The organism is Streptomyces sp. NPDC085927, assembly GCF_044540975.1.
GTDB classification, from domain to species: Bacteria; Actinomycetota; Actinomycetes; order Streptomycetales; family Streptomycetaceae; genus Streptomyces; species Streptomyces hirsutus.
In genome coordinates this window covers 14,462-38,885 of sequence record NZ_JBITSN010000020.1, presented here as the reverse complement: position 1 = coordinate 38,885, position 24,424 = coordinate 14,462, and the positions used below count along the sequence as shown (strand labels likewise).

Annotated in this window: 18 protein-coding genes and 5 pseudogenes; 10 read left to right on the top strand and 13 right to left on the bottom strand. The window is 70.1% G+C overall.

The genetic code is table 11. The annotated features are described in order from the left end of the window. Positions 1-5 precede the first annotated feature (5 nt). Positions 6-134, bottom strand: a pseudogene (locus ACIF80_RS33655) (cupin domain-containing protein); the annotation flags it as partial. Further along, positions 128-277: pseudogene (locus ACIF80_RS33650) on the bottom strand (alcohol dehydrogenase); the annotation flags it as partial. The pseudogenes ACIF80_RS33655 and ACIF80_RS33650, both read right to left, overlap by 7 nt. A gap of 181 nt (positions 278-458) precedes the next feature. Here ACIF80_RS33650 and ACIF80_RS33645 point away from each other — a divergent pair. The 3 genes and pseudogenes from ACIF80_RS33645 to ACIF80_RS33635 all read left to right on the top strand — a co-directional run. After that, positions 459-695 (top strand): annotated as a pseudogene (locus tag ACIF80_RS33645) (transcriptional regulator); the annotation flags it as partial. A gap of 17 nt (positions 696-712) precedes the next feature. Next, entirely contained in the window at positions 713-1,441 is a 729-nt protein-coding gene (locus ACIF80_RS33640; RefSeq protein ID WP_399811784.1) for an SDR family NAD(P)-dependent oxidoreductase, read from the top strand. 23 nt (positions 1,442-1,464) lie between these two features. Further along, a pseudogene (locus ACIF80_RS33635) lies at positions 1,465-1,827 on the top strand (rhomboid family intramembrane serine protease); the annotation flags it as partial. A 13-nt stretch (positions 1,828-1,840) separates the two neighbouring features. On the opposite strand, the gene hemE reads toward ACIF80_RS33635, so the two are convergent. Further along, positions 1,841-2,908, bottom strand: a complete 1,068-nt coding sequence (gene hemE, locus ACIF80_RS33630) for a uroporphyrinogen decarboxylase (protein ID WP_399811782.1) — start codon at positions 2,906-2,908, stop codon at positions 1,841-1,843. 178 nt (positions 2,909-3,086) lie between these two features. Here hemE and ACIF80_RS33625 point away from each other — a divergent pair, with 178 nt between their 5' ends. The 3 genes from ACIF80_RS33625 to ACIF80_RS33615 all read left to right on the top strand — a co-directional run bounded on the left by ACIF80_RS33625 (position 3,087) and on the right by ACIF80_RS33615 (position 6,431). Further along, a complete protein-coding gene (locus tag ACIF80_RS33625; protein ID WP_399811780.1) occupies positions 3,087-3,764 on the top strand; it encodes a DUF3000 domain-containing protein in 678 nt (225 codons plus the stop codon). A 505-nt stretch (positions 3,765-4,269) separates the two neighbouring features. After that, a complete protein-coding gene (locus ACIF80_RS33620; RefSeq protein ID WP_042164084.1) occupies positions 4,270-4,926 on the top strand; it encodes a response regulator transcription factor in 657 nt (218 codons plus the stop codon). 206 nt (positions 4,927-5,132) lie between these two features. Next, complete coding sequence (locus tag ACIF80_RS33615; RefSeq protein WP_399811777.1) at positions 5,133-6,431, top strand: HRDC domain-containing protein; 1,299 nt, start codon at positions 5,133-5,135, stop codon at positions 6,429-6,431. A gap of 130 nt (positions 6,432-6,561) precedes the next feature. On the opposite strand, the pseudogene ACIF80_RS33610 reads toward ACIF80_RS33615, so the two are convergent. Further along, positions 6,562-7,222 (bottom strand): annotated as a pseudogene (locus tag ACIF80_RS33610) (carbohydrate ABC transporter permease); the annotation flags it as partial. Positions 7,223-7,381: 159 nt separating this feature from the next. Between ACIF80_RS33610 and ACIF80_RS33605 the strand changes: the two are divergent. The 4 genes from ACIF80_RS33605 (at position 7,382) to ACIF80_RS33590 (ending at position 11,806) form a co-directional block, all read left to right on the top strand. Next, a complete protein-coding gene (locus tag ACIF80_RS33605) occupies positions 7,382-8,599 on the top strand; it encodes a thiolase family protein (protein ID WP_399811775.1) in 1,218 nt (405 codons plus the stop codon). Further along, a complete protein-coding gene (locus ACIF80_RS33600; protein ID WP_399811772.1) occupies positions 8,596-10,725 on the top strand; it encodes a 3-hydroxyacyl-CoA dehydrogenase NAD-binding domain-containing protein in 2,130 nt (709 codons plus the stop codon). The genes ACIF80_RS33605 and ACIF80_RS33600 overlap by 4 nt, the downstream gene beginning before the upstream one ends. 86 nt (positions 10,726-10,811) lie before the next feature. Next, positions 10,812-11,183 (top strand): NTP pyrophosphohydrolase, encoded by a 372-nt coding sequence (locus tag ACIF80_RS33595; protein WP_399811769.1) that lies wholly within the window; start codon positions 10,812-10,814, stop codon positions 11,181-11,183. Between the two features lie 374 nt (positions 11,184-11,557). Continuing rightward, a complete protein-coding gene (locus tag ACIF80_RS33590; RefSeq protein WP_399811767.1) occupies positions 11,558-11,806 on the top strand; it encodes a hypothetical protein in 249 nt (82 codons plus the stop codon). A 71-nt stretch (positions 11,807-11,877) separates the two neighbouring features. On the opposite strand, the gene ACIF80_RS33585 is transcribed toward ACIF80_RS33590, so the two are convergent. The 9 genes from ACIF80_RS33585 to ngcE form a co-directional block, all read right to left on the bottom strand. After that, complete coding sequence (locus tag ACIF80_RS33585) at positions 11,878-13,401, bottom strand: amino acid permease (RefSeq protein WP_399811764.1); 1,524 nt, start codon at positions 13,399-13,401, stop codon at positions 11,878-11,880. 331 nt (positions 13,402-13,732) lie between these two features. After that, positions 13,733-15,655 (bottom strand): 1-deoxy-D-xylulose-5-phosphate synthase, encoded by a 1,923-nt coding sequence (gene dxs, locus ACIF80_RS33580; protein ID WP_399811762.1) that lies wholly within the window; start codon positions 15,653-15,655, stop codon positions 13,733-13,735. A gap of 252 nt (positions 15,656-15,907) precedes the next feature. After that, positions 15,908-17,197, bottom strand: a complete 1,290-nt coding sequence (locus ACIF80_RS33575; RefSeq protein WP_399811760.1) for a sugar ABC transporter permease — start codon at positions 17,195-17,197, stop codon at positions 15,908-15,910. Next, positions 17,194-17,985 (bottom strand): ATP-binding cassette domain-containing protein, encoded by a 792-nt coding sequence (locus tag ACIF80_RS33570; RefSeq protein ID WP_399811757.1) that lies wholly within the window; start codon positions 17,983-17,985, stop codon positions 17,194-17,196. Before ACIF80_RS33570 ends, ACIF80_RS33575 begins: the two co-directional genes overlap by 4 nt. 191 nt (positions 17,986-18,176) lie before the next feature. Continuing rightward, on the bottom strand, positions 18,177-19,280 hold the full coding sequence (locus ACIF80_RS33565; protein ID WP_399811877.1) for a substrate-binding domain-containing protein: 1,104 nt from the start codon (positions 19,278-19,280) through the stop codon (positions 18,177-18,179). A gap of 133 nt (positions 19,281-19,413) precedes the next feature. After that, entirely contained in the window at positions 19,414-20,625 is a 1,212-nt protein-coding gene (locus ACIF80_RS33560; protein WP_399811754.1) for an ROK family protein, read from the bottom strand. Between the two features lie 265 nt (positions 20,626-20,890). Then, a complete protein-coding gene (locus ACIF80_RS33555) occupies positions 20,891-21,814 on the bottom strand; it encodes a carbohydrate ABC transporter permease (protein ID WP_399811752.1) in 924 nt (307 codons plus the stop codon). Between the two features lie 4 nt (positions 21,815-21,818). Then, a complete protein-coding gene (locus ACIF80_RS33550; RefSeq protein ID WP_399811750.1) occupies positions 21,819-22,745 on the bottom strand; it encodes a carbohydrate ABC transporter permease in 927 nt (308 codons plus the stop codon). 115 nt (positions 22,746-22,860) lie between these two features. Further along, positions 22,861-24,351 carry an N-acetylglucosamine/diacetylchitobiose ABC transporter substrate-binding protein gene (ngcE, locus tag ACIF80_RS33545; RefSeq protein WP_399811747.1) on the bottom strand — a complete coding sequence of 497 codons (1,491 nt, stop codon included), beginning with the start codon at positions 24,349-24,351 and terminating at the stop codon, positions 22,861-22,863. Positions 24,352-24,424 lie beyond the last annotated feature (73 nt).

The following is a 24,424-nucleotide window of genomic DNA, read 5'->3' as shown; positions in this document are numbered from 1 at the left end:
TCGCTGTGATGCATGAACCGGTCGGAGGCGGCACCGTGCCAGTGCTCTTCGCCGGGCGGGCAGCTGACGGTTTCCCCGGGGTGTGCTTCGAGGACGGTGCCGTCGCGGGTGCCGATCAGGGCGATGCCGGAGACGGCCAGCGGAAGGGCCACAGGTCCGATCCGCGCACGCAGGTGACAGCGGTGCGGATGATCGCGTCGGTGGGCTGGAGGATCTTCGGGTCGTCGAGCGTCTCGAAGCGGACGTCGCCGGGGGCGTGGATCACTGCTCCGCGCATGAGGGTGGTTCCTTACGTGCTGAGGGGACGGGCAGCAGGCGCCCGCGTGAAGTCGGCCGGGGCACCCGAGTGTGCCCTGCCACTTCCGGGCAACCGCTCCTCCACACGTACAGCGAGTCACGGGTGAGGGATGTACCGGCAGTACATCGCTCCGGCAGCACTCGGCCCGTACGGTCGAGACATGGACAACCGCGATGAGGTCCGCGAGTTCCTGACCTCGCGGCGAGCCAGGATCACCCCGGAGCGGGCCGGGCTGCCGGGCGGGTCCCGGTGCCGCGTGCCGGGACTGCGCAGAGGCGAGGTCGCCGCGCCGGCTGACATGAGCGTGGAGTACTACGCGAAGCTGGAGCGGGGCAGCCTCGCTGGCGGCTCTCCGGCCGTCCTGGAAGCCGCCGCCCGCGCAGCAGCCCACGACGAGCTGAGAGCGGTGCGATCGTGAGTCGGATCCTGGTGACAGGCTCTGCCGACGGGCTGGGGCGGGCCGCGGCAGACGCACTGCTGTCCGCCGGCCACGAAGTCGTGGTGCACGCCCGCAATGAGGAGCGCGCGGCCGGCGTGCAGGGACTGGTCGACCGCGGGGCGGGCCTGGTCCTGGGCGATTTCGCGGATCGTGACGTGGTGCGGCGCATCGCCGCCGAACTCAACGAGGCCGCACCGCTCGATGCCGTGATCCACAATGCCGGCGTATGGAGCGGGCCTGCGGTCATGCCGGTCAACATCATCGCCCCGTACCTGCTCACGGCCCTGCTGCGCGGGCCGCGTCGGCTGGTCTACTTGAGCAGCGGCTCGCACTACCAGGGGCGGATCTTCCTCAACGGCATCGACTGGCAAGGTGACCAGCCCGGCTCGTACGCCGACAGCAAGCTGTTCCTCACCACGCTCGCAGCCGCGGTGGCCCGCCTGCGCCCCGGAGTACTGAGCAATGCCGTGGACCCGGGCTGGGTGCCCACCAAGATGGGCGGCCCCGGCGCGCCGGACGATCTCGAGCTCGGTCACCGGACGCAGGCGTGGCTGGCCTCCAGCGATGACCCGCAGGCACTGACCAGCGGCGGCTACTGGTACCACCAGCAACGTCAACAGCCGCACGCCTCGGTGCTCGACGAGAACTTCCAGGACCGTCTCCTGCACACGCTGGGCGAAGAGACGGGCACCGCCCTCGCCTGACCGGCGACGCACGTCCACGCGGTGCGCTGGTGAACGCGGGCTCGGGCACGCCGCTGATCGGCGCGTCCGGGGCGGTCGCGGGGGTGCCGGGCGCGTATCTGGTGCTGTATCCGAAGGCGCGCGTCTGGGTGCTGGTGCCGTTCCTGATCTTCCTGCCGCTGCGGCTGCAGGCCTGGATCGTGCTGGGCCGGTGGTTCGTGCTGCAGGCGGTGTACTCGTCCGGCGCGGGCGTCACCGACGCCGGAACGGTGGCGTACGTGGCGCATGTCGTGGGCTTCGTGGCCGGCATGCTGATCGCCTGGCCGCTGCGCCCCGGCACTCCCCCGCCGCCGGAGCCGCGCGGCCTGCTGTTCGGCAGGCGGGCACGGCCCCGGCACCCGTGGTGAGTGCCCCGCGTGGTCAGCGGGCGGTGACGGTGTGGACGTGGTCGACGAGGCGGGTCAGCGCGTCGGCGTCGGTGTTCGGCATGACACCGTGACCCAGGTTGAAGACGTGGCCCTCGAGACCCTCGGCCGCGGCCAGCACCTCGCGGGTCTTCGCCTCCACCGCCTCCGTGCCGGCGAACAGCACGGTCGGGTCGAGGTTGCCCTGGAGCGCCTTGCCGGGGCCGACCCGGCGGACGGCCTCGTCCAGCGGGACGCGCCAGTCGACGCCGACGACGTCCGCGCCGGCCTCGCCCATCAGGCCGAGGAGTTCACCGGTGCCGACGCCGAAGTGGATGCGGGGGACGCCGTAGCCGGACACCGTGTCGAGGACCTTGGCCGAGGCGGGCAGCACCGAGCGCCGGTAGTCGGCCGGGGCGAGCGCGCCGGCCCAGGAGTCGAACAGCTGGACCGCGGAGGCGCCGGCCTCGATCTGCACGGTGAGGAACGCGGCGGTGATGTCCGCGAGGCGGTCGAGGAGGTCGGCCCAGAGCTCCGGGTCGCCGTACATCATCGCCTTGGCGTTCTCGTAGGTGCGGGACGGGCCGCCCTCGACGAGGTAGCTGGCGAGGGTGAACGGGGCGCCCGCGAAGCCGATCAGCGGGGTGGAGCCCAGCTCGGCGGTCAGCAGGCCGTACGCCTCGGTGACGTAGGAGACGTCCTCCGGGGTGAGGTCGCGCAGCCGGGCCAGGTCGGCGCGGGTGCGGAAGGGCTGCTCGACGACGGGGCCGACACCGGGCTTGATGTCGAGGTCGATACCGATGGCCTTGAGCGGGACGACGATGTCGCTGAAGTAGATCGCCGCGTCGACGTTGTGCCGGCGCACCGGCTGGAGCGTGATCTCGGCGACGAGGTCGGGGCGCATGCAGGAGTCGAGCATCGCGATGCCCTCGCGCACCTTGCGGTACTCCGGCAATGAGCGGCCCGCCTGCCGCATGAACCACACCGGAGTGTGCGGCACCGGCTCACGCCGGCACGCCTTGAGGAAGGCACTGTCGTACGTCTGGGTCGGCTGCTTGCCCCGGGGGCTGACATTGGCACTCACCCGGCCAGTCTCGCATGGTCGGCCGACGGCCCCGCACCGCAGGTCACCCGGGCATCGCGGCCCGCGCCACGTCGGGCACCGCGTCCGCGCCACGCCGGTGCGACACGATCCGGCCACCGTTGCCCGCCCCGGGTGTCCCTCCCCGCGCCGGGGCCCGCTTCCGCTTAACCTTCCCCGCATGGCTGCGGCTCAGGGACGACTGTCGGACGGCACGGGCGGAATGGACGAAGCGAAGGACACCGATGCGGATCTCGGGGGCGGGGGCACGGCACCCCCGTTGCCCTTCCGGACCGCCGTCGAGGGGTTGCGGGGCGCGCGGCTCCGGCCGCAGATCGAAGTGGAGACCACCCCGGCGCCCAAACGGCTCGCCCCGTACGCGTACGCGCTGGAGGCGGCGGTCGTGGACGGCGACCAGGACCTGGCCGACGGCCGGCTGGTGCTGCTGCACGACCCGGCCGGACACGATGCCTGGCAAGGGACCTTCCGGCTGGTGACGCTGGTACGCGCGGAACTGGAGCCGGAGATGGCGGCGGATCCGCTGCTTCCGGAGGTGTGCTGGTCCTGGCTGACCGGTGCGCTCGCGGCGCGCGGTCTGACGTACGGCGAGCCGAGCGGCACGGTCACGCGGGCGAGTTCGCACTACTTCGGCGGGCTGTCCGAGCGCCCTGCCGCCTCGCAGATCGAGATCCGCGCCTCGTGGACGCCGGGTGAGGGCAGGGGCGGGGTGCCGGACGCGGCCACGCATCTGATGTCGTGGTGCGATCTGCTGGCGCAGGTCGCCGGGCTGCCGCCGGCCGCTCCGGGGGACGCGTCGGTGGTGACGCTGCCGCAGCGCAGGGGGCCGCAGTCACGCTGAGCCCGCCGTCCCGCTGAGCCCGCCGCAGGCACGGAACCTGCGGCCCTTGCCGTGCCGAGCCCCTCGTGGGGCTTCCGGCGATCCTCCGGACCGGTCTTCGGACCGGTCTCTTTGTCGTTCCCGGGCCGGTGACCGGTCCGGTCAACGGGCCGGTCACCGAGGCGGTTACTGAACAGGTCACCGGGGCGCTCACGGACCGGTCTCTTTGTCGATCTCCTCGGCCTCCCCCCTTGTCGATCTTCTCCGGATCTCTTTGACGACCTTTTTGGGGATCTCTTTGTCGATACGACCACTTCCGGAAGCGTTGCGACGCGGACCGAAACCGTTCGATCTTCGAATGATCGACCGCATGTCCGAATTGCGCAGATTTTTACTCACCGGATCGTGATCATTCTCTAAAGGAGACCGGGTTTGCTGCCGAAGACGACAGTGACCTTGAAAGCACGGTTGAGCCCGGCCTCACCCCACGAGCCGGCCCCGTCCCGCCGCCACCCCAGGAGGCCTGGTGTCCGTTCTCCTCGAGCAGCCTGCAAGCCTGGTCGCCTACCGCCCGAACAAGCCGACCGCCATGGTGGTCGTGGCCGACCCCCGCGTCCGCTCCACCGTCACCCGCCATCTGTGGGCGCTCGGTGTACGCGACGTGATCGAGGCCTCGTCCGTCGCTGAGGCTCGTCCCCGCATCGGCAACCCCCGCGACATCTGCGTCGCCGACGTCCATCTGCCGGACGGTTCCGGCCTCACCCTCCTCTCGGAGACCCGGGCCGCAGGCTGGCCCAACGGCCTCGCCCTGTCCGCCGCCGACGACATCGGCGCCGTGCGCAACGCCCTCGCCGGCGGAGTGAAGGGCTACGTCGTCACCGGCACCCGCACCAACCTCGGGCTCCCCTCCCGCCCCGGTGCCGCCCCCATCGGCGGCGCCCGTCTGCACCGCCGCCCTCCGGGTGCCCCGAGCCACCCGGGCGGCTACCGCGAACTGTCCGGCCGTGAGGTCGAGGTGCTGCGGCTGGTGGCGGAGGGGCAGTCGAACAAGGCCATCGGCGTCTCGATGGGTCTGTCCGCGCTGACCGTCAAGAGCCACCTCGCCCGCATCGCCCGCAAGCTCGGTACGGGCGACCGCGCCGGGATGGTCGCGGTCGCCCTGCGCACCGGCATCATCCACTGACCCCCGCGGCACCGACCTCCGCGGCCGCGCCTCCTCCTTCCCCTCCTCCTTCCCCTCCTCCGTCCCTTTCCTCCCTTCTCCCCCGCCCTCCGATCCGCTTCCCTGCGGCCGGGCACGCACCGGCCTGACTTGTTTACGACCCCCTGGAGCCCGCCGCCGGAACGTTCCGTCGGCGGGCCCCTTCGCGGCATGGATACTCTTGACAGGTGACCGACGCCCACGACACCGCAGCAGACAGTGCCCTGCGAACCACCGGAGGCGCCCCTCCGGACGACGACGGATCTTCTGCTACGGAGGCGCCGATCCCCTTGCTCGAACCGCGCGAGGGCATTCCGCCCGTGATCACGGACGACGCCGCGCTCGCCGAGGTGATCGCCGCCTTCGCCGCGGGCACCGGCCCCGTCGCCGTCGACGCCGAGCGGGCCTCCGGCTACCGCTACGGCCAGCGCGCCTACCTCGTCCAACTGCGCCGCGAGGGCGCCGGGTCCGCGCTGATCGACCCCGTCGCCTGCCCCGACCTGTCGGGCCTGGGCGAGGCGCTGTCAGGCGTCGAGTGGGTGCTGCACGCCGCCACGCAGGACCTGCCCTGCCTGCGCGAGATAGGGATGCTGCCCACCCGCCTCTTCGACACCGAGCTGGCCGGCCGCCTCGCCGGTTTCCCCCGCGTCGGGCTCGGCGCGATGGTCGAGAACGTGCTCGGTTTCGTCCTGGAGAAGGGCCACTCCGCCGTCGACTGGTCCACCCGCCCGCTGCCCGAACCCTGGCTGCGGTACGCCGCCCTCGACGTCGAGCTCCTGGTCGACCTGCGGGACGCCCTGGAGAAGGAACTGGACCGGCAGGGCAAGCTGGAGTGGGCGTGGCAGGAGTTCGACGCGATCGCGTCCGCACCGCCGCCGGAGCCCCGGAAGGATCCCTGGCGGCGCACCTCCGGCATGCACAAGGTGCGCCGGCGCCGGCAGATGGCCGTCGTACGGGAGCTGTGGCAGACCCGGGACCGGATCGCGCAGCGCCGGGACGTCTCCCCGGGCAAGGTGCTCTCCGACGCGGCCATCGTCGAGGCCGCTCTCGCCCTGCCGGCCAACGCGCACGCCCTGGCCGCGCTGAACGGGTTCGGGCCACGGGCGGGGCGGCGTCAGCTGGACCAGTGGCAGGCGGCCGTGGACCGGGCGCGGGCACTGAGCGAGGCGCAGCTGCCGCAGCCCGGCCAGCCGGTGACCGGTCCCCCGCCGCCGCGCGCCTGGGCGGACAAGGACCCGGTGGCCGCCGCCCGGCTGTCCGCGGCCCGCGCGGGAGTGAGCGCGCTCGCCGAGCGGTTGAACATGCCGCAGGAGAACCTGATCACCCCGGACACGGTACGGAGGGTGTGCTGGGAACCGCCGCAGCCCGCCGGCCCGGAGTCCGTCGCGGCTGCGCTGGCGGGGTACGGGGCGCGGCCGTGGCAGGTGGAGCAGGTGACGCCGGTCCTCGTCACCGCGCTGGCCTCCGGCGGTTCCGAAGTCGCCTGAGCGCGGTGGGACCCGCCGGTCCCGCCGCCCGCGGCGGTGCCGTTCCCCTGTCCTACTTCGTCGCCCCCTCATGAAACCGTTGTAGTTGACTTCCTCCCCCGCCTGAAGGCGGGGGCATCCGCGAGAGGAATCAGATGAAGCGCTGGAGGGTCAGGAAGACGATCAGGGTGGGGAGGATGACCAGGATCGCGCCTGCCGAGATGGTTTCCCAGTGGGCTCCGAAGGGGCCCTTGAAGCGGAACAGGGACGTCGAGATCACGCCAAGATCTTCGGAGGGCATGTAGAGGAAGGGGATGGAGAAGTCGCTGTAGACGTTGATCCCCTTCACGATCACCACCGTCGTGATCGCCGGTCTGAGGAGCGGGAGGATCACCTTCCGGTAGACCGTGAACGCGTTGGCGCCGTGCCGCCTCGTCCAGGGAGACGGGGATGGAGCGGATGAACTGCAGGAAGATGTAGATCGACACGATGTCCGTGCCCATGTAGAGGGCGATCGGCGCCCACAGGCTGTCGAACATGCCGAAGCTGTTGACGATCCGGAAGGTCGCCACCCGGGTGGTCACGCCGGGGACGAGCGCGGCGAGCAGGAACAGGGCGACGACCGGTTTCCGGAAGCGGAAGGTGAAGCGGTCGATCGCGTACGCCGTCATCGAACCGATGAGGACGGTGCCGCCGACGGCGACGACCAGGATGACCGCCGTGTTGCCGAAGGCGGAGAGCATCCGGCCGTCCTGGAACGCGGTGACGTAGTTGCCGAGGTTCAGCGGGTCGTCGGGCGGGGCGGGGGCCCCGGCCCGTTCCGCGCCGTACGGCGACTCGCCCGGCGGTGTGACCTTCACCGCTCGGCGGCACAGGACTGGGCAGCTACATTACCCACAAGTAGCATAGGCTCTGAGCGCGCGCTCAGCGCAACGCAGCAGTGCCATCCCGCACCCTGGAGGAGAGCCATCGTGCCTCGTACCGTCAGGGACGTCGTCTTCGTCGACGGCGTCCGCACCCCGTTCGGCAAGGCGGGCCCGAAGGGCATCTACCACGAGACCCGGGCCGACGATCTCGTGGTGAAGGCGATCCGGGAGCTGCTGCGCCGCAACCCCGGACTCGACCCGAAGAAGATCGACGAGGTCGCGGTCGCCGCGACCACGCAGATCGGCGACCAGGGCCTGACCATCGGCCGTACCGCCGGCATCCTCGCGGGCCTGCCCACCACGGTCCCGGGTTACTCCATCGACCGCATGTGCGCGGGCGCCCTGACCGCCGTGACCACGGTGGCCGGCTCCGTCGCCTTCGGCGCGTACGACGTCGCCATCGCGGGCGGAGTCGAGCACATGGGCCGCCACCCGATGGGCGAGGGCGTCGACCCGAACCCGCGGCTGGTCTCCGAGAAGCTGGTCGACGAGTCCGCCATGTTCATGGGCATGACGGCGGAGAACCTGCACGACCGCTACCCGACGATCACCAAGCAGCGCGCCGACGAGTACGCGGTCCGCTCGCAGGAGAAGGCCGCCAAGGCGTACGCCGACGGCAAGATCCAGGCCGACCTGGTACCGGTCTCGGTGCGCCGCACCAACGCAGAGGCGGGCGAGACGGGCTGGGGCCTGGTCACCGCCGACGAGCCGATGCGCCCCGGCACCACCCTGGAGAACCTGGCCGGTCTCAAGACGCCGTTCCGCGTCCACGGCCGGGTCACCGCCGGTAACGCGGCCGGTCTGAACGACGGCGCCACCGCCTCGGTCATCGCCTCCGAGGACTTCGCCCGCGAGAACGGGCTGCCGGTCAAGATGCGTCTGGTCTCCTACTCCTTCGCGGGTGTGGAGCCGGAGGTCATGGGCTACGGCCCGATCCCGGCGACGGAGAAGGCACTGGCCCAGGCGGGGCTGTCCATCTCCGACATCGGCCTGTTCGAGATCAACGAGGCCTTCGCCGTCCAGGTGCTGGCCTTCCTGGAGCACTACGGCATCGCCGACGACGACGCGCGCGTCAACCAGTACGGCGGCGCCATCGCCTTCGGCCACCCACTGGCCTCCTCCGGCGTCCGCCTGATGACGCAGCTGGCCCGCCAGTTCGAGGAGCAGCCGCACGTCCGCTACGGCCTGACCACCATGTGCGTCGGCTTCGGCATGGGCGCGACGGTCATCTGGGAGAACCCGCACTTCGAGGGGGACAAGTGAGCACCACCGCCGAACTGTTGAAGGGCGCGGCCGCGCTCTTCCCGGACGAGGTCGTCACGACGGCCCACGTACGCCATTTCGAACTGCCCCTGGGCGCCGGGCGCTTCGCCCTGATCACGCTCGACAACGGGCTGGACCACACCAAGCCGACCACCTTCGGCCCGCAGTCGCTGGCGAACCTGGACGCCGCCATCGACCAGGTCGAGAAGGAGGCCGCGGACGGCACGATCGTCGGTGTCGGCATCACCGGCAAGCCGTTCATCTTCGCCGTCGGCGCCGACCTCAAGGGCGTCGAGCAGCTGAAGGAGTGGGACCACGCCCACGCCATCGGCAAGGGCGGCCACGACGTCTTCAAGCGGCTCTCGAAGCTCGCCGTCCCGACCTTCGCGTACTACAACGGCGCGGCCATGGGCGGCGGCGTCGAGGTCGGCCTGCACTGCGCCTACCGCACGGTGTCGTCGGCCATCCCCGCCTTCTCCCTGCCCGAGGTCTTCCTCGGCCTGGTTCCCGGCTGGGGCGGCTGCGCCCTCCTGCCGAACCTGATCGGCGCCGAGAAGGCCGTCTCGGTGATCATCGAGAACAGCCTCAACCAGAACAAGCAGCTCAAGGGCAAGCAGGTCTACGAACTCGGCATCGCGGACGCGATCTTCGAGGGCGCGGACTTCCTGGAGCAGTCGCTGATCTGGACGGCGGCCGTCCTCAAGGGCGAGATCGTCGTCGAGCGCCCGGTGATCGACCGCGGCGAGGCCTGGGACCAGGCCGTCGCCAAGGGCCGGTTCATCGCCGACTCCAAGGTGCACGGCGCCGCCCCGGCCGCCTACCGGGCGCTGGACATCATCGCCGCCGCCAAGGACGGCGACCTCCAGCAGGGCTACGACGCCGAGGACAAGGCGCTCGCCGACCTGATCATGGGCGGTGAACTGCGCTCCGGTCTCTACGCGTTCAACCTGGTGCAGAAGCGCGCCAAGCGCCCCGCCGGCGCCCCGGACAAGAACCTGGCCCGTCCGGTCACCAAGGTCGGTGTCGTCGGCGCCGGCCTGATGGCCTCACAGCTCGCGCTGCTGTTCCTGCGCCGCCTCGAGGTACCGGTCGTCCTGACCGACATCGACCAGGAGCGCATCGACAAGGGTGTGGGCTACGTCCACGCCGAGATCGACAAGCTGCTCGGCAAGGGCCGCATCAACCAGGACAAGGCCAACCGCCTCAAGGCGCTGGTCACCGGTGTGCTGGACAAGGCCGAGGGCTTCGCGGACGCCGACTTCGTCATCGAAGCGGTCTTCGAGGAGATGGGCGTCAAGCAGCAGGTGTTCGCCGAGGTCGAGGCGGTCGCTCCGGCGCACGCGATCCTCGCCACCAACACCTCCTCGCTGTCGGTGTCGGAGATGGCGTCGAAGCTGAAGAACCCCGAGCGGGTCGTCGGCTTCCACTTCTTCAACCCGGTCGCGATCCTGCCGCTCCTCGAGATCGTCCGCGGCGAGCAGACCGACGACGCCTCGCTGGCGACGGCGTTCGCGGTGGCCCGGAAGCTGAAGAAGACCGCGGTGCTGGTCAAGGACGCCCCGGCGTTCGTCGTGAACCGCATCCTGACCCGCTTCATGGGCGAGATCCAGAACGTCATCGACGAGGGCACCCCCGTCGAGACCGCCGAGAAGGCCGTCGAGCCGCTCGGTCTGCCGATGTCCCCGCTGGTCCTCCTCGAGCTGGTCGGCCCGGCGATCGGTCTGCACGTCTCCGAGACGCTCAACCGGTCCTTCCCGGACCGCTTCACCGTCTCGCCGAACCTCAAGGCGGTCGTCGAGGCCGGCAAGCGCGGCTTCTACGTCTACGACAGCGGCAGGCCGGAGCTGGACCCCGAGGTCGCCGCGCTGCTCAAGCAGGGCGACACCGTCCTCACCGAGGAGCAGGTGCGGGCCCGGGTGCTCGACGCGGTGGCGCAGGAGATCGGGCTGATGCTCGACGAGGGCGTCGTCGCCGAGGCCCAGGACATCGACCTGTGCCTGATCACCGGCGCCGGCTGGCCCTTCCACCTGGGCGGCATCACGCCGTACCTGGACCGTGAGGGCGTCTCCGAGCGCGTCAACGGCAAGCGGTTCCTGGCCCCGGGCGTGGCGAGCGTTCCCGCCTGACCGGCAGGTCCTGAAGGAGGGGGCGGGCCGCACGGAGACGATCCGTGCGGCCCGCCCCCTCTTTCGTTCCGTGGGAGCCTGGCCGCATGGAGAACAGCGCCGCCCTGCTCGTGATCGTCGACGCCGCCAACGTCGTCGGGTCGGTGCCCGACGGCTGGTGGCGGGACCGCCGCGGTGCCGCCGAACGCCTGCGCGACCGCTTGGCGTCGGACGGCCTGCCGGGCCGGTCCGGGCCGGTGGAGATCGTCCTGGTCGTCGAGGGGGCGGCCCGCGGGGTGGAGTCCGTCCCGGGCGTCCGGGTGGAGGCCGCCCCGGGCAGCGGCGACGACCACATGGTCGCCCTGGCGGCCGGCGCCGGCGACCGCCCCGTCCTGGTCGTCACGGCCGACCGCGAACTGCGCCGCAGGGTGACGGCCCTGGGGGCGGACGTCACCGGCCCGCGGTCCGTGCCCCGCTGAGGCCCGTGGCCCCGCCCGCCGCACCGGGGACCTCGGTACAGCGGGCGTCCGCCTCCGTCCGCCTCCGTCCGCTCCGTCCACTCCTGCTCGCCGGTGCCCGGGCCCGGTCGCTGGTGGACCGGGCGGGCGGAGTGGGGCGGGGTGCGTCCGGTGGCCGGGCCGGCCGGTGCGAGGCGAAGGTCGAAGAGGTCCCTCGCCCGGGCCAGGAACTGCGTGCCCAGCGGCGGGTCCCGTCCGAAGCCGGTGACGCCGTGCGTGGCGTCCAGGCCGGCCGGAGTGGTTGCAGGGCACCCGGAAGGCCCACGGCACCTCCACATCGCTCGACGACGCCGGCGAGGCGGTCCTGATCGCGCGCGCACTGCCGCACCGCCCCGGTGCCACCGCGCCCAAGGCCGCTCGGTCACGGCCTGGGGGCGGCGGGCGCCGTCGAGGCGGCACTGACCGTGCTCACCCTCCGGCACCGCACGGTGCCGCCGATCGCGAACCCGCGGGCCCGGCGCCCGGGTTCGACATCGACCGCGTCACCGGGGAGCCCCGTCGGCAGGACGTCCGCGTCGCCGCCGGCCACTCCTTCGGCTTCGGCGGCCAACGATGTCGTCCTCGCTCCGGCCGGGGCCTCCTGACCGGCACCGCGCCTTGATCCGGTCCGGTCCGGACGAAGGACCCCGGCGGTTCGGGGCCGGGGTCCTTCGGTTCAGCGGGATTCCGGGCCGGACGGTTGGAGGGGCTCCTCCGGTTTCATCCCCTCGCCGCGGCCCAGGCGGCTGTGGCTGCGGCCGTAGAGGAAGTAGACGACGACGCCGATCACCATCCAGATGGCGAACCGCAACCAGGTCTCGGCGGGCAGGTTCAGCATCAGCCACAGCGAGGCGGCGACCGACAGGATCGGCAGGAACGGCACCCACGGGGTGCGGAAGGCCCGCGGCAGGTCGGGCCGGGTCCGGCGCAGGATGATCACGCTGAGCGCGACGATGACGAAGGCGAACAGCGTGCCGATGTTCACCAGTTCGGCGAGTTCCGTCAGCGGGGTGAAGCCGGCCAGGATCGCGATGATGACGCCGAGCAGGATGGTCGGCCGGTGCGGGGTCCTGAAGCGGGGGTGGACGCGGGAGAAGAAGCGGGGCAGCAGTCCGTCCCGGCTCATCGCGAAGAACACCCGGGTCTGGCCGAGCAGCAGGATCATGCAGACCGTGGTCAGGCCGACGGCGGCGCCGAAGCTGATGAAGCCCGCGTACCAGGGATGCCCGGTGGCCTTGAACGCGTCCGCGAGCGGGGCGTCCACGGACAGCTTGCTGTAGTGCTGCATGCCGGTGACGACGATCGACACGGCGACGTACAGCACGGTGCAGATGAACAGGGAGCCGAGGATGCCGCGGGGCATGTCCCGCTGCGGGTTCCTGGTCTCCTCGGCGGCCGTGGCGACGATGTCGAAGCCGATGAAGGCGAAGAAGACCACCGAGGCCGCGGTGAAGATGCCCATCACCCCGAAGTCGGACGGCGCCCAGCCGAACATGAGCTGGATGAGCGGTGAGTGGAGACCGTCACCGGCCTCGACGGGCTTCGCCTCGGGGATGAACGGGTCGTAGTTGTCGGCGGTGATGAAGAAGGCGCCGGCGACGATGACGACGAGGACGACGAGGACCTTGATGGCGACGACGATCGTGGTGACCCGCGCGGACAGCTTCATGCCGAGGACGAGGATGCCGGTGAGGACCAGCACCAGGGCGGCGGCCAGGATGTCGAAGCCGAAGACCTCGGCGCCGTCCCGGACACCGAGCGAGGCGGGCAGTTGCCAGCCCGCGTTGTCCAGCAGCGAGTGGATGTACCCGGACCAGCCGACGGCCACCACCGCCGTGCCGAGCGCGAACTCCAGCACCAGGTCCCAGCCGATGATCCACGCGGGCAGTTCGCCCAGGGACGCGTACGAAAAGGTGTAGGCGGAGCCCGCCACCGGGACGGTGGAGGCGAACTCGGCGTAGCAGAGCGCGGCGAGCGCGCAGACGACGCCGGCCACCACGAAGGCCAGGGCCACCGACGGCCCGGCGTTGTTCTTGGCGACCGTACCGGTGAGGACGAAGATGCCGGTGCCGATGATGACACCGACGCCGAAGACGGTCAGATCCAGCGCGGACAAGGACTTCTTGAGCGCGTGCTCCGGTTCCTCGGTGTCACGGATGGACTGCTCGACCTTCTTCGTCCGGAAGAGGGTGCTGCTCACGGGTACCTCCCACGCTGTGTCGTCCCCGACATGATCGAGAGGGGGCCTGGGTCTGCCTGACACATACCCGTCGTCCGCCCGGAGGGCGGGTTCAGCGGCGTCTGGTGCGTGCGATCGCAAGGCGCCGGAGCGTCCTCGTGGCGGAGCCACGTGGGCGTTTCGGCAACGCGGCGAGCGTGCGTGCCAGACGCCGCTGAGCAGGCGGGTATGTGTCAGGCAGACCCTAAACCGTGTGCCCCGGCACAGGCGCCTTCACGCGAACGGGTCGCCCGCACCACTCTTCACAGTGGCACAGGCGACCCGTTCGGGCGTATCGGCGGGAGGTGCAGGTTCAGTCGCGGACCTGCTCCACCGAGTCGGCGGCGGAGCGCGCGTATCCGCCGTCCAGCTTCGCGACCAGGCCGGTGACCTGGCGGGCGATGTCGGGGGCGGTGAGGCCGATCTCCGCCATCACCTCGGCGCGCGAGGCGTGGTCGAGGAAGCGCGGCGGGATGCCGAAGTCGCGCAGCGGCAGGTCGACGCCCGCGTCGCGCAGGGCCTGCGCGATCGTCGAACCGACCCCGCCGACGCGGGAGTTGTCCTCGACGGTGACGACGACGCGGTGCTTCTCGGCGAGCGGGGCCATGGCCTCGTCGACGGGCTTGACCCAGCGCGGGTCGACGACGGTGGTGGAGATGCCCTGCTTCTCGAGCAGGCCGGCGATCTCCAGGCACATCGGCGCGAGGGCGCCCACGGAGACCAGCAGCACGTCCGGGGTGTCGGTGCCGGGCTCGCGCAGTACGTCCATGCCGCCCACGCGGCCCACGGCCGGTACCGCGGGCCCGACGGCGCCCTTGGAGAAGCGGACCACGGTCGGCGCGTCGGTGACCTCGACGGCCTCGCGGAGCTGGGCGCGGACCTGGTCGGCGTCGCGCGGGGCGGCCAGCCGCAGGCCGGGGACGACCTGGAGGATCGACATGTCCCACATGCCGTTGTGGGAGGCGCCGTCGGTGCCGGTGATGCCGGCCCGGTCCAGGACGAAGGTGACGCCGCACTTGTGCAGGGCCACGTCCATCAGCACCTGGTCGAAGGCGCGGTTGAGGAAGGTGGCGTACACGGCGAAGACGGGGTGGACCCCGCCGTGGGCCAGGCCCGCCGCGGAGACGGCGCCGTGCTGCTCGGCGATGCCGACGTCGTAGACCCGGTCGGGGAACCGCTTGGCGAACCTGTCGAGGCCGACGGGCTGGAGCATGGCCGCGGTGATGGCGACGACGTCCTCGCGCTCCTCGCCGAGCTTGACCATCTCCTCGCCGAAGACGGACGTCCAGTCGGCGCCGGAGGAGGCGATCGGCAGGCCCGTGTCGGGGTGGATCTTGCCGACGGCGTGGAAGCGGTCCGCCTCGTCCGCCAGGGCGGGCTGGTAGCCGCGGCCCTTCTCGGTGAGGCAGTGCACGATCACGGGGCCGCCGAAGCCCTTGGCGCGGGTGAGGGCGGACTCCAGGGCCTCGATGTCGTGGCCGTCGATGGGGCCGACGTACTTCAGGCCCAGGTCCTCGAACATGCCCTGCGGGGCGATGAAGTCCTTCAGGCCCTTCTTGGCGCCGTGCAGGGTGTCGTAGAGCGGCCGGCCGACGACGGGGGTGCGCTCCAGGAGGTCCTTGGTGCGGGTCAGGAAGCGCTCGTAGCCGTCGGTGGTGCGCAGGGTCGCCAGGTGGTTGGCGAGGCCCCCGATGGTGGGCGAGTAGGAGCGCTCGTTGTCGTTGACGACGATGACGAGCGGGCGGTCCCTGGCGTCGGCGATGTTGTTCAGCGCCTCCCAGGCCATGCCGCCGGTGAGCGCGCCGTCACCGATGACGGCGACGACGTGGTCCCCGGTCCTCCTCAGCTGGTTGGCCTTGGCGAGGCCGTCGGCCCAGCCGAGGACGGTGGAGGCGTGGCTGTTCTCGATGACGTCGTGCTCGGACTCGGCCTGCGAGGGGTAGCCGGAGAGGCCGCCCTTCATCTTCAGCTTGGAGAAGTCCTGGCGGCCGGTCAGCAGTTTGTGCACGTAGGACTGGTGTCCGGTGTCCCAGAGCACTTTGTCCCTGGGGGATTCGAAGACGCGGTGCAGGGCGAGGGTGAGCTCCACCACGCCCAGGTTGGGGCCGAGGTGGCCACCGGTCTTGGAGACCGCCTCGACGAGGAAGGTGCGGATCTCCTCGGCCAGCCGGTCGAGCTCCTCCAGGGTGAGCCGGTCCAGATCGCGCGGTCCCCTGATACGGGTCAGCAGCGGCACCCGTGCCTCCTTGCAGTAGAGCTGATCGAGCTGTTGCCGGGCTCGTCGAGTCTAATGTTCCGGCCGGGCGCCCTGCGTCCGGGCGGTGCGTCGTACATCACGCCGTCGGTCCTGCCCATGATCGGACCGGGCCGGGTCCGTGCCGGACGGGCCCCGCAACTCCGTGCCGGACAGGCCCCGTGACACGGCTGTGCCCGGTACCGCACGGGTACCGGGCACAGGATGTCGCGGACGGTGCCGCGGCGGGAGCGGCTAGGCGCGGCCCGCTGTCTTCTGGGTCTTGCGGGTGACGGCGTCGATGACGACGGTCGCCAGCAGGACGCCACCGGTGATCATGTACTGGACCGGCGAGGCGATGCCCTCGAGGGCCAGGCCGTACTGGATCGAGACGATGACCATCACACCGAGCAGCGCGTCCCAGGTGCGGCCGCGGCCGCCGAAGAGGGACGTACCGCCGATCACGGCCGCGGCGATGACGTTCATCAGGAACTCACCGGTGCCCGCGCCCTGGTTGGCGGAGGCGATCTTCGAGGCGACGAAGAGGCCGCCGATCGCGGCGAAGGTGCCGGCGATCGCGAAGACCGAGATCCGGACCAGCTCCACGTTGATACCGGCACGGCGGGACGCCTCCACGCTGCCGCCGAGCGCGAAGACCTTGCGGCCGTAGGCGGTGCGGCGCAGCACGAAGTCCGTGAACACCAGGACCGCGAGGAAGATCACCACGGCCAGCGGCAGGCCCTTGTACTGGTTGAAGACGATCGCCGCGGCGAACGCCAGCACGGCCAGCAGCACGGTCCGCACGATGATCTCGTTGAGCGGCCGGGACGGCACCCCGGCGGCCTCACGGCGGCGGTTGTCGAAGAACGCGGCGAGGAAGTAGCCCCCGGTCACGACGATCGCCAGACCGTAGGCGGCGGCCACGTCGGAGAAGTAGTGGCTGGTCAGCTTGGCGACCAGGCCCTCGGAGTCGAGGTTGATGGTGCCGTTGCTGCCCAGGATCTGCAGCATGAAGCCCTGCCAGAACAGCAGGCCGGCCAGGGTCACGGCGAAGGCCGGGACGCCGATGCGGGCGAAGATGAAGCCGTGGATGGCTCCGGCCACCGTGCCGGTGAGGATGGCCAGCACCAGGGCCAGCACCTCGTTCATGCCGTGCGTGACGCTCATCACCGCGAAGGCGGCGCCCGCGACACCGCTGACCGAGCCGACCGACAGGTCGATCTCGCCGAGCAGCAGGACGAAGACGATACCGACCGCGATCATGCCCGTGCCGACCATGGCGACCGACATGTCGGAGAAGTTGCCCGCGGTGAGGAAGTTGGAGTTCAGGCTGGTGAAGATGCCCCAGATGATCAGCAGGCCCACCACGACGGGGAGGGAGCCGAGGTCACCGGCCTTCAGCTTCCGCTTGAACTCGCCGAGGTAGCCGGCGAGGCCCTGCTCGCGCACGAGCAGTCGCGGGTCGACGACGGTGACCGCCGCGGCGGCCGCCTCGGTGTTCTCGACCGTGTCGGCGGCGGGCGTCGAGGTCTTCTCGGTGCTCACTTGCTGACCTCCCCATTGGTGCGCGCCGCACGACGGGTCACGGCGTTCTCCGTGGCGCCGGTGATGGCGGAGATGATCTCTTCCTGAGAGGTCGACTTGACCTCGAATATGCCGTTGTTGCGCCCGAGGCGCAGGACGGCGACCTTGTCCGCCACGGCCTTGACGTCGGCCATGTTGTGGCTGATGAGGATGACCGCGTGGCCGCGCTCGCGCAGCCGCTCGACCAGGTCGAGGACCTGCGCGGTCTGCTCGACGCCGAGGGCGGCGGTGGGCTCGTCGAGGATCACCAGCTTGGGCTCGCCGAGCATGGACCGGGCGATCGCCACGACCTGGCGCTGGCCGCCGGAGAGCGAGGCGATCGGGATGCGGACGCTGGGGATGCGGATCGACAGCGTGTCGAGCAGCTCACGGGAGCGCCGCTCCATCTCCACCTCGTCCAGGACACCGCGCTTGCGGAGCTCCCGGCCCAGGTAGAGGTTGCCGACGACGTCGATGTTGTCGCACAGCGCGAGGTCCTGGTAGACCGTGGCGATGCCCAGGTTCTGGGCGTCGTGCGGCCTGTTGATCTGGACGGCCCTGCCGTCCCACTCGATGACGCCCTCATCGATGGGGTGCACGCCGGCGATCGTCTTGACCAGCGTGGACTTTCCGGCGCCGTTGTCGCCCACCAGGGCGACCACTTCACCGGCACGGACCTCAAGCTCTACGTCGGTGAGCGCCTGGACGGCACCGAATCGCTTGGAGACCCCGCGCAACGCCAGCACGGGCGTAGCGGACACGTGAACCATCTCCTTCGCCGCCTGACCCGGCGGGAGGTTGTGCAGAAGTATGGGGGGTGTTCCGACCGGCGCCCCGCGTAGCTTGCGGGGCTGGTGTGTGCGGGGCGCCGGCGGAGCTCATGGCAGTCGGTCCCGTACGGGAGTCCGGTGGGAACTCCCGTACAGCTCGGGGGACTTGGGACTGCTTACCGCGAAGCGGTCTACTTGAGGCCGATCTTGTCGCAGGCGGCCTTGTACTTGCCCGTGCAGATCTCGTCGACGGTGTAGACACCGTCCTTGATCACGGTGTCGTTGATGTTCTCCTGCGTCAGCGACACGACCGGGACGAGGACCGACGGCACACCCTTGGTGGTGGGGCTGTCGACCGAGTCCTTGGCGATGGAGTCCAGCGACTTGCCCTGGGCGAGCGCGACGGCCATCTCGGCGGCGGCGTCGGCCTCCGGGGCGTACGGCTTGTAGACGCTCATGTACTGCTCACCGGTCACGATGCGCTGCACACCCGCGAGTTCGGCGTCCTGGCCGGTGACCGGGATGTCGTCGATGCCGGCGGCCTTCAGAGCGGTGATGATGCCGCCCGCCATGCCGTCGTTGGCGGAGTAGACACCGACGATCTTGTTCTTGCCGATGGCGGAGATGGCGCCTTCCATGTTGGCGTTGGCGTTCTCCGGCTTCCACTCCTTGGTGTCGTACTCGCGGCCGACCTTGACCTTGCCGTCGAGGACGGAGTGCGCGCCCTCCTTGAACTTGGCGGCGTTCGGGTCGGTGGAGGAGCCGTTCATCATGACGATCTGGCCGTCCTTGGCCTTGTCGCCCAGCGCCTCGAGCAGGGCCTCGCCCTGCGTCTTGCCGACGGTCACGTTGTCGAACGAGGTGTAGGCGTCGATCGGACCCTCGGCGAGGCGGTCGTAGGCCACGACCGGGATGCCGGCCTCCTTGGCCTTCTTCACCGAGCCGGCGATGGCCTTGGCGTCCACCGCGTCCAGGATCAGCACGTCGACCTTGTTGGTCACCATCGTGTCGACCTGCTGGTTCTGCTGGCTGGCGTCCTGCTTGGCGTTGGCGTAGATGACCTCGCCCTTGTTGTTCGTGAGCTCCTTGATCTTCTTCTCGATCAGGGGCTTGTCGAACTTCTCGTACCGCGCGGTCTGGTTCTCCGGCAGGAGCAGACCGACCTTGATGTTGTCGCCCTTGGCGGCGGAGTCGCCCGAGTCGCTGTCCTTGTCACCGGACTCGGCGGCGCTGCCGCAGGCCGCGAGAGAAACGGCCAGCGCTCCGGCGGCAACGGCAACGGCGGTACGACGCATACGCGTGTTCACTTCAGAAACCTCCCTGACGAGGCCGCGACGTTGCGGCCGAGGTGGCTGGAAGTCAACTCGGCCACACGTGCGACGTCAAGAAGTAAATCCTTAACGAGATGGCAACGGTGCCAATCGTTCTCTAAGTGAAGGCAGGGGAGGCCGCGGCGAGGGTGCCGCCCGCCGTGCCGTCCAACAGGGTCGAATCGCCCATTTCGCTCAAGGCGAGGGCGAGCGCGCCGAGTACCTCCGCACGGCCCCCAAGTGCCCCGGGGAGCACGGACAGTTGGCGGGCGGCGCTGGGGATCGCGTAGCGGCCGACGGACTCCCTTATGGGGCCGAGGACCAGCTCGCCGGCCTCGGCGAGGTCACCGCCGAGGACCACCCGGCTCGGGTTCAACAGATTGCAGAGATTGGCGACTCCACTGCCGATGTGACGGCCGACGTCGGCGATCACCCTACGGCAGCCCGGATCGCCGTCGCGCGCCAGCCGTACGACACCTTCCATCGTCAGATCCGTGCCGTGGCTGGGCTGGAGCAGGGGCAGCACGTAGCGGGCCGCCGTGAAGGTCTCCAGGCAGCCGCGATTGCCGCAGCGGCAGACGGGGCCGGACTCGTCGAGCGTGATGTGCCCGATCTCCCCCGCGGTGCCGCCCGGCCCGCGGTAGATCTTCCCGCTGATCACCAGACCGGCGCCGACACCGCTGGCGACCTTGATGTACGCCAGGTCGCGCACGCCCCGGCCGCTGCCCCAGACCATCTCGCCGAGGGCGCCCAGGTTCGCGTCGTTGTCCACGTGCACGGGCACGCCGAGCCGCCCCCGCAGCTCCTCGGCGGGCTTGGTGCCGGTCCAGCCGGGCAGGATCGCGGTCGAGCCCAGGGTGCCGGACTCCACGTCGATGGGTCCGGGCACGCCGAGGCCGATCCCGGCGATCTTGGTACGATCCACGCCGGTCGCCTCGATCAGCCGGTTGACCAGTTGTTCCGCCCGGTCGAAGCCCTGGGCCGCGGAGGCGTCCACGTCCAGCGGCTCGGACTCCTCGGCGAGCACCTGGTGGGCCAGGTTCCCGACCGCGACCCGCAGGTGGGTGTGCCCGAAGTCCACTCCCACGACGATCCCGGCGTCCCCGCTGAGCGATACGCTGCGGGCCCGGCGGCCGCCCGAGGAGGTGGGCGTGACCTCGACGGTCCCGCTCTCCTTCAGCTCCCGGACGATATTGGATACCGTCGCCGCGGACAGGCCCGTGGTCCTCGCGATCTCGGCCTGGGTGAGGGAGCCCGCCAGACGTACTGCTCGAACGACCCGTTCAAGATTGGCTCGGTGCAGCGACGACTGCGACCCCGGAGTCTCCACGACGACCTCCTGCGCGCGGGGCCGCTTCGGTGAGGCCCCGTTCCGTGTCCAACTAGTGAACTCTAAGATGAGCCGTTCGGGTCGCCTCCCGTCAAGAGGTTGAACCGTTTCCGGGTCCTTGGACGCCGACGCACCCGTCGCTCCCTGGGGTGGGAGCTGCGGGTGCGCGGGGCAATCCGGAGGGTGACTTCAGAGGGTCCGGGGACGGCTTCCCGGGGCGTCTTCCGAGCAGCGCCGGCCGACTGCCCGGAAGGGGGACCGGAGGCTACTTCAGGGCGCCCGCGGTGAGGCCCTGCACGACCTGGCGCTGGAAGACGATGTACGCGGCGAGCACGGGGAGCATCGCCATCACGAGGCCGGCGAAGAGACCGGACCAGTCCCCCTTGTAGCCCTGGCTGACGGCCAGCTGCACCAGGCCCTGGGTGAGGACGTGCTTGTCCTCGTCGGTGTTGAGCACGGTGGGCAGCATGTACTGGTTCCACTGGCCCAGGAAGTTGAAGATCCCCACGCTGATCAGGCCCGGTTTGGCCATCGGGAGCATGATCTGGAAGAACGTCCTGCTGTGCGAGGCGCCGTCCACGAACGCGGCCTCCGCCACACTGCTGGGCAGGGTCCGGAAGAACGCGGTCAGGAAGAACACCGTGAACGGCAGCGAGTACGCGATGTAGACCAGGATCAGCCCGTGGATCGTGTTCAGCAGGCCCATGTTGTTGACGACGTAGAACAGCGGGACCAGCGCGAGCATGATCGGGAAGCTCATGCCGCCGATGAACAGGTAGTAGATGAACCGGTTGCCCGGGAACTCGAAGCGGGCCAGCACGTAGGCGGCCATCGAGCCCAGCACCAGGGTCCCGATGAGCGAGCCGCCCACCACCAGGACGGTGTTGAGGAAGTAGTCGCTCATGTGGGCCTGGGTCCAGGCCCGTGACCAGTTCTCGAAGTGGAGCTTGTCCGGCAGCGACCAGGGCGAGCCGAAGATGGAGGCGTCGTCCTTGAAGGACGTCATCACCGCCCACACCAGCGGCAGGGCCACCATGATCGCCCAGATCACCAGGATCCCGTGCGAGAAGACGTTGAGGACGCCGCTCGCTTTCTTCTCCTCGGGGGGTGCGCCGGCGGGGACGCCGGCCTTGGTGACGGTGACACCGGACTCGGCCGGTACGGGAGCGGGGGGCTCGGTCGTCTTCATGTGATCAGTACTCCAGCCGCTCGCGCCGCCCCAGCTTCATCACCAGGGCGGCGAAGGCCAGGGTGACGAGGAGGAGGGCGACGCCGATGGTGGTGGCGTAGGCGGCCTGACCGTCGCGGAACGCCTTCTGGTACACGTACAGGACCATGACGGTGGTCGAGTAGTCGGGGCCGCCGGGACCGGTCGTCATGATGTGTACGACCGCGAACGATTCGGCACCCAGGGCGAGGATGCCCATGTAGACCCAGCCGGACTGCACGGTGTCCCACAGCAGCGGCAGGGTGATGCGGAAGAAGGTGGTGATCCGGTTGGCGCCGTCCAGCAGCGCCGCCTCGTAGAGGTCCATCGGGATGGATGCCATCCCGGCGGAGAAGAGGACCACGAAGAAGCCCACCGTGGACCAGACGATCACCGCCATGACGGCCCACAGGGCGAGGTCCGGATCGCCCAGCCAGAGCGGCTGGATGCCGCCGAGCCCGACCGCCCGCAGGAACGAGTTGATCGCACCGCTGTCGGGGTTGTACGCGAACGCGAACAGCAGGGCGACGATCGCGATCGAGAGCACCTGCGGGAAGAAGTAGACGATCTTGTAGAAGGCGGAGCCCCGGACCCCCGAGATCACCGGTCCGCCACGGCGCCGCCGGCCGCCCACATTGATCATGAAGGAGAGGAACAGCGCCAGGCCGATCGTCACCACCGGTACCAGCAGGGCGAACAGCAGACTGTGCTGCAACGACTTCCAGAAGATGCCGTCGTCCAGCATGCGTTCGTAGTTGGCGAACCCGACCATCTTGAAGTCGGGGCTCAGACCGGTCCAGTCCGTGAACGAATAGTAGATCGACTGGACGAACGGCCAGACGACGAAGAGCGCGTACAGCCCCAGGGGAACCGCCAGGAACCCCACGATGAACCGGTACTTGCCGTGCTGCATTACTGCGACCCCGTTCTGCGCGCGGGCTGCCGCCGGGGCCCGCCCGGCAACGGTGCGCCGGACAGGCCCCGGTGGCGGATGCTCACCGATTGCTCACTGACAGCTCATTGACCGCTCACTGGTGCTTGTAGTGCTTGATCGACGAGTCCTTGGCCGTCTCGTCGGCGAAGGCCTGGATCTTCTTGATGGTCTCGGCCGGGGTCGCGCGGCCGGCCATCATCTCGCCGATCCCGGAGACGCCGATCTTCTCCTTCTGGAGCTGCACGTACCAGTCCTGGAGGCGCGGGTTCACCACGTTCTCCCCGGCCACGTCCAGCGCGGCGACACCGGACTTCAAACCCGGGGTCAGCTCGATGCCGTCGGTGCCGCCGTTGTACGCGGTCAGCGACTTCACCTTGCCGGTGAAGTTCTTCGAGGACGCCTCGCTCAGCATGATGCGCAGCTGTTCCATGCCTCCGGCGGTGTTCGCCGCCTTGGCGGGGACCACGAAGGGCTCGCCGCCGGAGGCCCAGATGGTGCCGAAGGGCAGCTTGTCGGAGGAGTCCAGGCCGGTGGGCGCGGAGACGGCCAGGTCGAAGTCGTCGGGCATGACGTTCGCCGACTCGTTCTCCACCCAGGAGCCGTTCGGGATGAACAGCGCGTCGCCCTTGGCCCAGGCGGTCTGGGACTGGATGTGGTCCAGGCCCGGGGTGCCCTTGAGGACGTAGCCCTTCTGCTGGAGTTCGTAGTAGGCCTCGAAGCACGCCTTGACGGCGGGGTGCTTCCAGGCGTTCGGCTCCAGGTTGTCGATGGCATCGAGCACCTCGCGCCCGCCGACCTTGCCGATCATCGGGTACAGCGAGAAGGGGACGTAGTACGGGTACTTGCCGGCGTAGGTCCAGCCGGCCATGCCCTTCTTCTTGGCCTTCGCGCAGACCGCGAGCATCTGGTCCCAGGTCTCGGGGTACTGCTCGTCGAGCGAGTCCAGCGCCTTCTGCGAGTACCAGACGCCGTAGACCGTGTAGGCGTAGTAGAGGATCCAGACCTGCTCGCCGTCGAACTGGCCCATCTCGACGATGCCGGGGCGCAGCGTGTCGCGGACCTTGGTGCCCGGGTCGTCGTAGGAGGGGGCGTCCAGCAGCGGGGTGAGGTCGGCGAGCTGCTTCTTGCCGACCAGGGTGCCCATGTCCATCTGCTCGGCGCCGGAGTTGTCGATGAGGTCGGGCGGAGTGCCCTGGTTGAAGCGCGGCTGCAGGGTGGACTGGATCTTCTGGGTGGCGGAGAATTTCACCTTCGCCCCGGGGAAGGCCTTTTCGTACACCTTGACGGCGTCCTCGGCGTACTCCTTGCCGAAACCGCCGTCGAACAGGACGAATTCCATCTGCGCGGTGTCATTGACGCCGAGCGGGTTCTTCGCGGTCTTCTTGCCCGCCTCGGCCTTCTCCTGATCGTCCCCGCCGCCGCTGGCACACGCGGACAGGAAGCTCATCGTGGGGACGGAGATCAGGCCGAGCGCCGCGGACCGCTTGATCAGGTCGCGGCGGCCCACTCCCGTGGTGCCGTGGCCGGTTCGGCCGCGGGTGCCGTGCTCGTGGGCGCCGTCGTACTCGGCGGAGTTGGATCCCATGCTCAAGTCCTCGCCTTCTCCAGGACTCAGGCGGTGAACCGGATCCTTCCCGGCACCGCGTTCGGGTCGCGCT